Annotated in this window: 13 protein-coding genes, 1 pseudogene and 1 riboswitch; of the genes and pseudogenes, 9 read left to right on the plus strand and 5 right to left on the minus strand. The window is 35.4% G+C overall.

What is annotated here, in order from left to right; translation table 11 throughout:
* Positions 1-157: 157 nt before the first annotated feature.
* Positions 158-763 carry a lysophospholipid acyltransferase family protein gene (locus MKX66_RS18710; RefSeq protein ID WP_002091412.1) on the minus strand — a complete coding sequence of 202 codons (606 nt, stop codon included), beginning with the start codon at positions 761-763 and terminating at the stop codon, positions 158-160.
* Between the two features lie 336 nt (positions 764-1,099).
* Between MKX66_RS18710 and MKX66_RS18715 the strand changes: the two genes are divergently transcribed.
* Positions 1,100-1,195, plus strand: a complete 96-nt coding sequence (locus tag MKX66_RS18715) for a DUF3948 family protein (RefSeq protein ID WP_002124767.1) — start codon at positions 1,100-1,102, stop codon at positions 1,193-1,195.
* A 69-nt stretch (positions 1,196-1,264) separates the two neighbouring features.
* On the opposite strand, the gene MKX66_RS18720 is transcribed toward MKX66_RS18715, so the two are convergent.
* Positions 1,265-1,405, minus strand: a complete 141-nt coding sequence (locus tag MKX66_RS18720; protein WP_002063481.1) for a YrzO family protein — start codon at positions 1,403-1,405, stop codon at positions 1,265-1,267.
* A gap of 21 nt (positions 1,406-1,426) precedes the next feature.
* Positions 1,427-2,395, minus strand: a complete 969-nt coding sequence (locus MKX66_RS18725; protein WP_098635040.1) for a DMT family transporter — start codon at positions 2,393-2,395, stop codon at positions 1,427-1,429.
* Between the two features lie 127 nt (positions 2,396-2,522).
* On the opposite strand from MKX66_RS18725, the gene MKX66_RS18730 reads away from it, so the two are divergent.
* Together MKX66_RS18730 and MKX66_RS18735 are read left to right on the plus strand one after the other, a co-directional pair.
* Positions 2,523-3,389 carry a LysR family transcriptional regulator gene (locus tag MKX66_RS18730; RefSeq protein ID WP_002063480.1) on the plus strand — a complete coding sequence of 289 codons (867 nt, stop codon included), beginning with the start codon at positions 2,523-2,525 and terminating at the stop codon, positions 3,387-3,389.
* 427 nt (positions 3,390-3,816) lie between these two features.
* Positions 3,817-3,897 (plus strand): annotated as a pseudogene (locus tag MKX66_RS18735) (DUF3948 family protein); the annotation flags it as partial.
* A gap of 65 nt (positions 3,898-3,962) precedes the next feature.
* On the opposite strand, the gene MKX66_RS18740 reads toward MKX66_RS18735, so the two are convergent.
* On the minus strand, positions 3,963-4,910 hold the full coding sequence (locus tag MKX66_RS18740) for a substrate-binding domain-containing protein (protein ID WP_061674536.1): 948 nt from the start codon (positions 4,908-4,910) through the stop codon (positions 3,963-3,965).
* Positions 4,911-5,041: 131 nt separating this feature from the next.
* Here MKX66_RS18740 and modA point away from each other — a divergent pair, with 131 nt between their 5' ends.
* The 3 genes from modA to MKX66_RS18755 all read left to right on the plus strand — a co-directional run bounded on the left by modA (position 5,042) and on the right by MKX66_RS18755 (position 7,668).
* Positions 5,042-5,839: a molybdate ABC transporter substrate-binding protein gene (gene modA / locus MKX66_RS18745; RefSeq protein ID WP_002140142.1), complete on the plus strand. Its 798-nt coding sequence runs from the start codon at positions 5,042-5,044 to the stop codon at positions 5,837-5,839.
* A 5-nt stretch (positions 5,840-5,844) separates the two neighbouring features.
* Positions 5,845-6,519, plus strand: coding sequence for a molybdate ABC transporter permease subunit (gene modB / locus MKX66_RS18750; protein ID WP_002029397.1), 675 nt, complete (start codon positions 5,845-5,847; stop codon positions 6,517-6,519).
* A 297-nt stretch (positions 6,520-6,816) separates the two neighbouring features.
* Complete coding sequence (locus tag MKX66_RS18755; protein ID WP_002140141.1) at positions 6,817-7,668, plus strand: GRP family sugar transporter; 852 nt, start codon at positions 6,817-6,819, stop codon at positions 7,666-7,668.
* 66 nt (positions 7,669-7,734) lie between these two features.
* On the opposite strand, the gene pnuC is transcribed toward MKX66_RS18755, so the two are convergent.
* Complete coding sequence (pnuC, locus tag MKX66_RS18760) at positions 7,735-8,385, minus strand: nicotinamide riboside transporter PnuC (RefSeq protein ID WP_088038181.1); 651 nt, start codon at positions 8,383-8,385, stop codon at positions 7,735-7,737.
* A 196-nt stretch (positions 8,386-8,581) separates the two neighbouring features.
* On the opposite strand from pnuC, the gene proC reads away from it, so the two are divergent.
* From proC to MKX66_RS18775, 3 genes are all read left to right on the plus strand, one after another.
* The gene (gene proC / locus MKX66_RS18765; RefSeq protein WP_002091431.1) at positions 8,582-9,385 is read left to right on the plus strand and encodes a pyrroline-5-carboxylate reductase; all 804 of its coding nucleotides are present in this window, start codon (positions 8,582-8,584) and stop codon (positions 9,383-9,385) included.
* A gap of 1 nt (position 9,386) precedes the next feature.
* The gene (locus tag MKX66_RS18770; protein ID WP_002063472.1) at positions 9,387-10,220 is read left to right on the plus strand and encodes an aldo/keto reductase; all 834 of its coding nucleotides are present in this window, start codon (positions 9,387-9,389) and stop codon (positions 10,218-10,220) included.
* Positions 10,221-10,368: 148 nt separating this feature from the next.
* Positions 10,369-10,473, plus strand: a riboswitch (SAM riboswitch).
* A 135-nt stretch (positions 10,474-10,608) separates the two neighbouring features.
* Complete coding sequence (locus MKX66_RS18775) at positions 10,609-12,249, plus strand: peptide ABC transporter substrate-binding protein (protein WP_341086905.1); 1,641 nt, start codon at positions 10,609-10,611, stop codon at positions 12,247-12,249.
* Positions 12,250-12,711 lie beyond the last annotated feature (462 nt).

Here is a 12,711-nt window from a genome sequence, read left to right on the forward strand (position 1 = left end):
CCCCTTTCCCCTTTATCCCGCTTTAACGGGCAGTAAGACTCCCACCTCAGAATTCGGCGAATGCGAGGAAGTTAGGCGGGAGATCAACTGCCTGTAAAAGCCCGATTGGTTCAACTAATAATAGAAAAGACGACCGTCTATGCACGATCGTCTTTTCTTATTTTTGATTTGGCTGCAAAACTTCCTTTAGTTCTTCAAACTTTGCATTTAATTCATCTGTCATCATTTTCATAGCCGTTTTTCGGTCTATTTGTTCTTCAGCATCGATTTGAATTGGGTCTCCAAAAACTAATCGCGCTTTTTTTCCTTTTATCAATTCTTTTATACTTGATGGACCAACATAGGCTGCCGGTATTAACGGAACGTTAGAACGCATTGCAATCGTAACAGCCCCAGCCTTTAGTGAAACGTCTTCTGATGACCTCGTCCCACTCGGGAAAATCCCTACTACTTTTCCTTCTTTTAATAAACGTGATGGAATTTTTAATGTGCTTGGCCCTGGATTCGCACGGTCTACAGGGAATGCATTTACATTTTTAAAAAACCAATTTTTAAATTTCCCTTCAAACAGTTCTTTTTTTGCCATGTAATGAATTTGGGTTGGGTACATTCCTGCCGCTAACATTAAAACATCCATAAAACTTGTATGTGTACACGCAACAACGTAAGGGCCATCTTCCGGTAATTTCTCTCTCCCTTGTACTTCTACCTTCCCAGCCATTTTAAATATATATTTCAACGAAAATGTAATTGGTTTATACATTTGTTTCGTTCCTTTCTGAATATCCGAAGTATAATTATTTTCTTACAACGATTATAACACTAAGTTTTAGGAGTTGGTAATAAAAATAAGTATTTATTGTTAAATTTCAATTCTTACAAAAGTGTAATTTTCTTGTAAGCTAATTCGATAGTGACTCCCTCCACTATCTTATACAATTAAGTCAGAAAGTAACAACAACCATTTGAAAAGGAGCGGATCTATATGATGAACAAAATGAAAACGAACAATTTCTTAAATACAATGTGCATGGTATTCTCCGCTCTTATCGATGCAAAAGCTGTTGCTTCTATATTAAACACGTAAGGAGAATTTATAATGAATAACATGACTTTTAATAAATTAGATTTTTTAGGACTAGCTAGCGGCTCGATTCTTCTTACTGCTTTCATTTACGCTGCTACGCTTATATAACTTTGTGTCCCCTTTCCCCTTTATATAAATAATAATAGAAAAGACGACCGTCTATGCCCGGTCGTCTTTTTAATTTTTTCTTTCCTTCAAGTCTTTTAAAAGCTGTATCAGTTCAGCTTGTTGTTTTATATTTTTACGACCGTTTCGATTAATTGCTGCAAGCTCGCAGGCAACTCCAGCAGCAAAGAAAAACAATAAACTTTCTAACATATAAAATCCTCCAGTTGCCTATTAAACAGCTTGACGCAATTGCTTTTCTTGCAAAATTTGTTTATTTATATTTTCTTCTTTTCTCTGACAAACATTATTACGAATAAGCGCTGCAATAACAAATAATGTTCCTAATACATCAAATGTCGTTATTTTATATCCTTGCATCATCATAATAACTAAAGTAGTAATTGGCACAAAGTTAATAAATAAAATACCATTAATGGATGATAAGATTTTCACACCGTAGTTCCAAGCAAGTAGCGCTACAATACCTGGTAATGTCATCATAAATAACAAATCATACTTCACAATAGAAATCGTTTCCATACTTGGAACAGATACATATCCAAGCACTGTAATGACCACAGTTATAATCCCTGTGACAGTTGTACCCAATACACATGTCAAAGTAGAATAGCGTAATGTTGACCAATCGCTACACGTTTGACCACCCATCGTATAAATAACCCATCCTACAACACCAACAAATATAAATGCTAGCGAAAACATGTTATCTTTCAATGTTAAAAAGAAACTCATATCACCTTTCGTAATAACAAATATAGCCCCTACAAACGCGATAATCATGCTCGTTATCATATATTTCTTCGGCTTTATATTTTTATATCCCCATAAAATACAAATTGAAATCATTGGCATAAGCGCCTCCATAATAGAAGCTACCATTACACCTGATTTTCCCATTAACATTTGTCCTAGAAAAATTAATACATTATATACGGTAAAAGCCATTGTTCCAAAAAAGACGAGTAACTTCCCTCTTCCTTCTAAGCGAAATGCCTTCTTTCCTTCTTTCATTAGCAATAATACAATCAATACAATTGCTACCGCACCATAACGAATAAACGAAAAATAAAATGGATCTATGTATTCTAGAGCATGATCAGCAACCGGAAACATCGCTCCCCATGACATACTTGCAATTAAACATGCCAAAGCACCTATTATCATTTGACCTTTTCTCACCACAATCCCCCACTTCTTTCTATTTGCACAAAGAGAATTGTAAAAGAAAAAATATATCACGTAAAATGATTCAAAATGATGTTAACTATCATTTATAATGATAGTTAACATCAAGGAGGAGCATAAAATGGAATTACGAGACTTACAAATCTTCCAGAGCGTTGCCGACCGCGGTAGTGTAAGCGGCGCAGCAAAGGAATTAAATTACGTACAATCAAATGTAACCGCACGTATTAAACAATTAGAAAACGAGCTGAAAACACCTCTCTTTTACCGTCATAAGCGAGGCATGACTTTAACAGCTGAAGGAAGAAAAATGCTCGTTTACGTTCATAAAATTTTGCAAGATGTTGAAGAGCTAAAACAAGTGTTTTTAGATAGTGAAACACCATCTGGTATATTAAAAATCGGTACAGTCGAAACAGTCAGTACATTACCTACCATCTTGTCTTCTTACTATAAAAGCTATCCAAATGTCGATTTATCATTACAAGCCGGTCTAACGGAAGAACTTATTAGAGAAGTACTTGATCATCAATTAGATGGCGCCTTTATATCAGGTCCTATTAAACATCCACTAATTGAACAATACGATGTTAGTACTGAGAAATTAATGCTTGTTACACAAAATAAAGCTTTTCATATAGAAGAATTCACTACGACGCCCCTACTCGTTTTTAATCAAGGATGTGGATACCGTTCCAAACTTGAACGATGGCTTAAAGATGAAGGTTTGCTACCAAAAAGAATTATGGAATTTAACATATTAGAAACTATATTAAATAGCGTAGCGCTCGGTCTTGGGATTACACTCGTCCCCCAGTCTGCGGTGCAGCACCTTTCTACAGCAGGTAAAGTCCACTGCCATCCAATTCCGGAGAAATACGGCAGTATTTCAACTGTTTTCATACGCCGTAAAGATAGTTACATGACCAATTCGATGCGCAGCTTTTTAAAAACAATTAAAGAGCACCATCATATCAATATGCTTTGAAGGACATTCTTACACGAATGTCTTTTTTTCTTACAAAAGTGTAAGTCTTACGTAAGCCAATTCGATAGTTGCAGGCTGCTATATTTCATATAATTAAGACAGAAAGCAGGGCAACAACAATTCGAAAAGGAGCGGATACGCATGATGAACAAAATGAAATCAAACAAATTTTTCAATACAATGGGCATGGTGCTATCCGCACTTGTCGATGCAAAAGCAGTCGCAACTACATTAAACAAATAAGGAGAGATTATAATGAACAACATTACTTTCAACAAATCAGACTTTATCCCGCATTAACGGGCAGTAAGACTCCCACTTCAAAATTCAGCGAAATCAAAGAAGTTAGGTTTGGGATCAACTGCCCGTAAAAGCCCGATTGGTGAGGGCTAATAATCAGCGAGGGATACCCCGCCCTCACTGATTAAAGTTTCACTTTATCGGACTTGCAAGTGGAGCTACTCTTCTTACTGCATTCATTTATGCACTTGCTCAAAGTCTTATTTAACACTTTGTTTCCCCCAACCCCTTTATATATAGAAAAGGCTGCTCGTCTTATAGACAAGCAGCTTTTTAGTTTGTTTCATATATAATTTGGCCTGTTTTGCTTATATCATATCCACCAATTGCTTTTAATTCATTGTGAAACTCTTCAGATTGCAAAATTCCTTTTATAACCTCAATAAGTTCATCATTTTCTTTATTCTTCAGAAGTACTAAATCATACTGTTCTTTCATTATTGGAATAAAGTCTACGTTCACAATTTGGGAAAACTTTTCTGATCCTACCCCAATATCAGCTTTTCCATTCGCGACTTGCGAGGCAACGCCAAGGTGATTCGATTCTTCCCATTCATACCCGTTAATATCTTCTTTACTTAATTTTTGAATTCGCAATTGCTCATCCACTAACACTCTAATACCAGAACCTTTTTCTCGATTTACAAATCGTATAGATGACTGAGCTAAATCAGCCCATGTTTTTATATTTTGTGGATTCCCTTTTTGCACATAAAACCCAACATTTCTTGCTAATAAATTCATCATAATATATGGTTGTCCAACTAAAATACGTTTTACGTAAGGAACATTATATGTACCCGTTTCACCATCAAATAAGTGTAAACTAACGACGCTTCCTTCTCCTTGGTACATCTTCACTAAACTCGTTAAACTACCTTGATACGCTCTCAATATATTAGAATTTGGCAATCGATTTTCTATATGCTTTGCCAACATATCTAACGTTAGTTCTTGACCACTAATGATACGTGTATTCGAACTACTAATTTCGTCCTTCTTTACAGGAGTAAATTGTACCTTCCCTGTTTTCATTTGCTTTATATATTGTTCTAAATCAGCTGCATCAATGCGCATTTGTCTACCAACCCTATAAGAAGGAAGTTCTCCTTTTTTAATTAGGTCGTATACAGTTAATTTTGATACTTTTAATCGCTTTGCTACTTCTTCCGTTGTGTAGGAATGATGATCCATAGACGATTCCTCACTTTCTTCCTTCATTGTAACAAAGAAAAGAATATTTCTCCTAGTTTTTAAAAACAACTATATCGTTCAAATTATATTCAATTATAACTAGTTATATTTAGTTATAATTAGTTATAATTATTTTAGTAAACGAAGGGAGATTTTTTATGAACAAATTTACTTTACGATCCATTGGGGTACTTATACTTTCTTTTCTTCTTATATTCAGTGTAGCTTGTTCAAGTGAAGAAAAGTCAGCTGCTAAAGAGGGAGAATCAGTGGAGCTGACTATATCAGCTGCTGCAAGTTTACAAGATGCATTAAAAGAAATTGAAAAGCAATATAAAGAGAAAGAACCAACTATTCAACTTTCTTTTAACTTCGGTGCTTCTGGTGCACTTCAACAACAAATTGAGCAAGGTGCACCTGCTGATTTATTCTTCTCTGCAGCAGAGGATAAATTCCAAACTCTTGTTAAAAAAGGATTTATTAATGAAAAAGAAGGGAAAAACCTTCTTGGAAATGAACTAGTTCTAGTCATTCCAAAAGATAGTGCTCTTACAAAACTTCAAGATTTAAAGGATGAGAAAATCAAGAAAATCGCACTTGGTACACCCGAATCTGTACCTGCAGGAAAATATGCAAAAGCTTCTCTCACATATGAAAATCTTTGGAATGACGTTCAAAATAAAATCGTATTTACAAAAGATGTTCGCCAAGTGTTAACATATGTAGAAACAGGTAATGTTGATGCTGGTATTGTATATAAAACAGACGCTCTCGTTTCAGACAAGGTAAAAATTGTAGAAGCGGTAGCAGCTAATTCTCATGAGCCAATCCACTATCCTTTAGGTGTTATAAAGGAATCTAAGCATAAGAAAGAGGCGACTTCATTCTATGAGTATTTACAATCAAAAGATGCACAATCTATCTTTAAGAAATATGGATTTACAATCCTGCCATAATCGCTATGAGCTTTGATGCAATTTTGTCACCTGTCTTTCTATCCTTGCGAGTAGCTGCGTGCGCCACAATAATCGTTACGATCTTAGGAACGATTATTGGACGAGCATTAGCGCGCTCCTCGTGGCGATATAAAGTACTACTAGAAACTATTTTCTTATTACCAATGGTGCTTCCACCAACTGTTATCGGCTTTTTTCTAATTATCATTTTTGGAAATAACAGTCCCATTGGAAAGTGGATTGAATCATTATTTCAGCAGTCCATTATGTTTACATCTACTGCTGCTATCATTGCTTCTACAGTCGTTGCATTTCCGCTCATGTACCAATCAGCAAAAACAGGATTTTCTATCGCAAATGTACAAATTGAAGATGGCGCGCGCGATCTTGGTGCAAGTGAATATCAAGTTTTTCTACATGTTACACTCCCGCTTGCATTCCCCGCACTACTTAGCGGTATGATTTTAAGCTTTGTTCGCGCACTCGGTGAATTTGGTGCAACTTTAATGTTTGCAGGAAATATACCTGGCAAAACTCAGACGATTCCAACGGCGATTTATATGGCTATTGATGCGAGTAATATGCAACTAGCTTGGACGCTTGTAATCATAACGATTAGTATGTCCCTTCTATTCTTACTATGCATTCAACTCATTAATAGAAGAATTACTACTTCTTAAAGCAACTTTCGACAAAAGTTGCTTTTTATTTCCCGGAAAATAAAATGATTTGATTAATAACTGAATTTTTTATCTTATTTAAATATACATTTTATTTGAATTCACTTTCTAAAATAGGTAATTTCCTGTTATTATATGAAAGTGTTTCAAAAAATGAAGAAATGAAAACGCATTTATATCGTAAATTCTTCATCCTGTTTTAGCGATCGGTAATCTTCTACTCTATTAGTGGGGCATTACCGATCGTTAGAACGCTATGTAATTATATTGGTATAGAAAACCGAAGGGAGTCTTGTAATGGACATTTTATTAGCGCTTCTTCCTGCAATCGCATGGGGAAACATCTTATTAGTAAGCGTAAAAATGGGCGGTGGTGCATATAGCCAAACGGTAGGTATGACAATCGGTGCTCTATTCTTCGCAACAACTATGTATGTATTTACTCAACCAACTTTAACAATGACAGTCTTGATTGTTGGCTTTATTTCAGGTTTATTCTGGGCTTTAGGACAAGTAAACCAATTAAAAACAGTTGAAAAACTAGGTGTTTCAACTACTGTAACTATTTCTACTGGTATGCAACTTGTTGCAACTTCTATCTTTGGAGTTATCGCTTTTCGTGAGTGGACTACTACTACAACGATTGTTCTGGGAACGATTGCAATCCTATTAATCGTAATTGGTGTAGTATTCACATCACTAGATGATAAAGAAAATGCACAGCCACCAGGACAATTGAAAAAGGGACTTCTTACTTTAATTGTTTCTACTTTCGGCTATCTTGTATATGTAATTATTATTCGTTGGTATAATATCGATGGTTGGTCTGCTATTTTACCACAGGCAGTTGGTATGTTCGTTGGTGCGGTTGTACTGACGTCTAAACATAAACCATTTAACAAATATGCAATTCGTAATGCTGTATCTGGTTTACTTTGGGGAACAGGAAACTTATTCTTACTTCTTTCATTACCACGTGTCGGAGTAGCGACAAGCTTCCCATTATCTCAAACTGGAATCGTTATCTCAACATTCGGTGCGATTGTCTTCTTAGGTGAAAAGAAAACAAAACGTCAATTGATCTTTATTGCCCTAGGTAGTGTTTTAATTATCGGCGGCGCTGTATTGCTTGGTATGACAAAAGCATAAATTCACACTATATTTAAACCCCCTGAAACGTATATGCTTCAGGGGGTTTTTGATTACAATTATTTTCTAAATATAATTTTTTACACGTTCTCGCTCTTTATGGTTTTTCTTCCATTCTAGCAAGCCATCGATACATAAAAATAGATTAATAATAGCTAATACTAACATGACGTATAAGCCCGTTGAAATATAAATCACAATGCTAACTATGTTATACAAAATCCATAAATGCCAATTTTCTAAGATTTTTCGGCTCAGCATAAATTGAGCTACTAATCCTAATACAGCGTTTAAAGCATCTAAATATGGACTTGTCGATTCTAAATAACGGACTTGATAATATCCCCAACCAATCCAAGCAACTAAAATAAAAAATATATAAATAATCCATCCTTTCAAATCTAAGCGAACTGTCGGTTTTACCTTCTCCTCCCCACTACGCGCAATCCAGTAATACCAACCGTACACATTAAATATAAATTGGAAGGCTGCTAATACTGCCATTGCGTATAAGCCTTGTGTAGTGAAAATATACAGAAATACCGCAACTGTAATCATCCCAAATAAAAAGTTTGATACCTTTTCCCTTGCAAGTAACCAAACATTAATAATCCCCATAACCGATGCGAAAATTTCAATATAACTTGATCGGATATAGAACCCAACTAATATGCAAATAATACTAGAAATGAGTAAAAAAAGTGGACTTCTAACCATATTTATCTCTCCCCAGATATGTAATAAACTCCCTATCAACAGTATAAGAAATAACTCTTATACTTACTATAAATTTTCTCCTGTAAAACTCCCCACTCATCTATTCCACTTACGATAAGCCGTTTCTTTTTACAAAATTCTCTTAAAAATGTTATCGTTTTTTATAACATATTCTCATCAGAAAGGAATAAAGGATATGCCTAATAAACATCGAATTTTATTTATTGGTGCCGGTCGTATGGCAGAAGCTATATTTGCTGGACTACTTACAACAAGTAAAGAATACATCGAAGAAATTATTGTTTCCAACCGAAGTAACATAGAAAAACTAACGCAATTACAAACTCAATATGATCTATCGATTACAACAGATTGGAAACAGCATATTAAATCTGTAGATACAATCGTTTTAGCAATGCCGCCTGTCGCACATGAACAGCTATTAGCGGATTTATCCCCTCTTCTAACTAATCAATTTGTCGTGACAGTTGCTGCCGGAATCGGACCATCTTATCTAGAAGAAAGACTTCCCCAAGGGACACCTGTTGCTTGGATTATGCCAAATACAGCTGCTGGGATTGGAAAGTCTATCTCCTTATATACGACGGGACATTCCGTAGATGAAACACATCAAGAAACGTTACAACTTCTTTTAAAAGGTATCGGTACCTCACAGTTTTGTACCGAAGAGGAAGTTCACCAACTTACCGCAGTTACTGGTAGTGCACCCGCTTTTCTCTATCACTTTGCTGAAGGTTTAATTGAAGCAACGAAAAGCTATGGTATTGATGAGGAAACAGCAAAACACCTTGTCATTCAAATGATTGCTGGCTCTGCCGCTATGCTCCAGCAAAATCAGGATCCAGCTATGCTCCGCGAACAAGTAACAACACCAGGAGGTTCAACGGCTGAAGGCTTAAAAGTTCTATATGAAAATAATTTTTCAGAAGTCATTCAACAAGCAGTTGAAGCGACCAATAAAAAAGCTAGGGGGAATTAATATGACTTTAACAAGTTTAAACGACTATACAACATTACATAACGGCGTGAAAATGCCTTGGTTCGGCTTGGGTGTTTTTAAAGTTGAAGATGGTACAGAAGTAATTGATTCTGTAAAAGCAGCTATAAAAAATGGATACCGTAGTATCGATACTGCTGCGATATATAAAAACGAAGAAGGCGTTGGACAGGCAATTCAAGAATCTGGTATTCCTCGTGAAGAGTTATTCATCACTTCAAAAGTGTGGAATAGTGATCAAGGTTACGAGTCAACACTACAAGCATTTGAAACTACATTAGAAAAATTAGGTCTAGAATATTTAGATCTATATTTAGTACATTGGCCTGTAAAAGGAAAATACACTGAATCATGGAAAGCTTTAGAGCAGCTTTATAAAGATGGTCGTGTTCGTGCTATCGGTGTGAGTAATTTCCATATTCACCATTTGCAAGACGTATTTGAAATTGCAGAAATTAAACCAATGGTTAACCAAGTGGAATACCACCCACGTTTAGCACAAGAAGAATTACATGCCTTCTGTAAAGAACATAACATCCAGCTTGAAGCTTGGTCACCATTAATGCAGGGGCAGCTACTTAATCACCCAACATTACAAGAAATCGCTACGAAATATAATAAATCGACTGCACAAGTTATTTTACGTTGGGATCTACAAAATGAAGTTGTAACAATCCCTAAGTCTATTAAAGAACACCGCATTATTGAAAATGCAAACATCTTTGACTTTGAATTAAGCTCGGATGATATGAAAGCAATTCAGGCTTTAAACGAAAATCATCGCGTTGGTCCAGATCCAGATAACTTTAACTTCTAGTAGGGAAACCACTGCCATATGCAGTGGTTTTTTTATTTTTAATAAAACTGAAAATTTGAACTATATTCCATTTGATTGACACTTCATTATCTAAGGTGTAAGATTTTGAATTATCAAAGAAACACAAAAATTAATAAAATTTATTCTCATTGTATCAAGAGAGGTGGAGGGACTGGCCCTTTGAAACCTCGGCAGCAGGTTCATTTTGAATACTGTGCCACTTCCTGCAAGCTTTGTGCTTGAAAGATAGAATGAGGGACTTCGTTTATATACGGGTGCATAACTTGTACGTAAAAATCCCTCTTTCTCAATACGAAAAGAGGGATTTTTTGTTTTTCATTTCCCTCATCATCATCCAATCTTATTAACTATTTAGGAGGAAAATCAAATGAAAAAGAAGTTTGTACCCGGTATTGCATCAGTTGTAGGAGTAAGTATTTTATTATCTGGTTGCGGTAGTTATAAAAACGAAGCGAGCGGAGCAAATGCAAAAGATGAGGCACCTAGTAAGCAAGTTTTAAACTTATCTTCACCTACTGAGATTCGAACAATGGATACGGCTCGTGCTACAGATACTGATTCTGGTCAAGTAATGAGAAACGTATTTGAAGGTTTATACAATCTTGGTGAAGGTAATAAACCTGTTCCTGGCGTTGCGAAATCTCATGAAGTAAGTGCTGATAAAACGAAATACACATTCCATTTACGAGATTCAAAATGGTCGAACGGCACAACTGTAACAGCGAAAGATTTTGTCTTCGCTTGGCAAAGAGCTGTCGATCCAGCAACAGCTTCTGAATATGCTTTTTTATTCCTGGATATTAAAAACGCTAAAAAAATTAATAGCAAAGAACTCCCATCCGATCAACTTGGTATAAAAGCAGTTGATGACCATACGTTTGAAGTAGAATTAGAGCGCCCTGTTCCGTATTTTATTAGCTTAACGGCGTTCCCAACATTTCTACCAATCAACGAGGAATTCTTTAAAGCACAAGGTGATAAGTACGCTTTAGAAGATAACAAAATCTTGTACAACGGAGCTTTTACACTAAGTGATTGGAAGCATGAACAAAGCTTTAAATTCAAGAAAAACCCTAACTATTGGGATAAAGATAATGTCAAACTCGAAGAAATCAATTTCAACGTTGTGAAAGAGAAATCAACAGAAGTAAATTTATTCGAATCCAAACAATTAGACCGTATAAAACTAACATCTGACTTCGTTGATAAATATAAAAAGGATGCTAACTTTAAAGAACGTCCGAACGTAGGGGTACAGTTTTTACGTATGAATCAGCAAAACAAAGTACTTCAAAACGTTTCTGCACGCCAAGCAATCGATCAAACAATTGATCGAAAATCTTTTGTAAATACGTTATTAAATGATGGCTCTACACCAACCTTTAGTCTCGTGCCGAAAAACTTTGCAAAAGGGCCTGATGGAAAAGACTTCCGTACTGCAAACGGTGATTTAACAAAAGTTGATACAACATCTGCACAAGAATTATGGAAGAAAGCAAAAAAAGAACTTGGTTCTGAAAAGATAACATTAGAATTATTAACAAGTGATGGTGACCTTGAGAAGAAAACTGGTGAGTTTCTAAAAGGACAACTAGAAAAGAATTTAGATGGCTTAACGGTAAATATAAAACCGCAACCACGTAAACAACAAGTTTCACTCTTATTAAAAGGTGACTACGAGATTGGAATTGACGGTTGGAGCCCTGACTTTGCTGATCCAATTACATTCCTTGAACTATTTACGACGAATAACCCTTACAATTTAGATCATTACTCTAATAAAGAGTTTGATGACACAATTGAAAAAGTTAAAACTACTTTGGCTGGTGATGAAAAAGCTCGCTGGGAAGCGTTACTAGCATCAGAAAAAATCTTATTTAAGGACTCTGTTATTGCTCCTCTTTACCAAAAAGGAGAATCTTATTTAGAGCGTTCTTATGTGAAAGGCATTGTACAAGTAGACTTTGCAGGTCAATTAAACTTCAAATGGGCAAAAATTGAAAAATAAAGTGAAACTTTAATCAGCCCTCACCAATCGGGCTTTTACGGGCAGTTGATCCCCCCTAACTTCTTTGCTTTCACTGAATTTTGAGGTGAGGATCTTACTGCCCGTTAATGCGGGATAAAATGCAACTTAGATCATCGTGTTCTCACCCACACCCATTGTTTTTTTAGCAAAATATATTAAAAGCAGATTCCCTAATATGAGGAAATCTGCTTTTTCAATATATTATTCCAAGAAATTAACACTCCACTTTTTATTATTGACATATAGTTCTTTCCAGTGTTAATATTCTAAATAATCAAAGAAACAAAATATTTTACCATCAAAATGTAATGTCTACTAAGTTGAAACATATAACGATAGATTATAGTTCAACATGTATATACATATAGAATACCTGATTACCTATATACACATATTTATAATAGGTTTTCTCTCCTTCTATAGCTACACTTCAAGACATGG

Source organism: Bacillus sp. FSL R9-9530, assembly GCF_038008145.1.
GTDB lineage: Bacteria > Bacillota > Bacilli > Bacillales > Bacillaceae_G > Bacillus_A > Bacillus_A mycoides.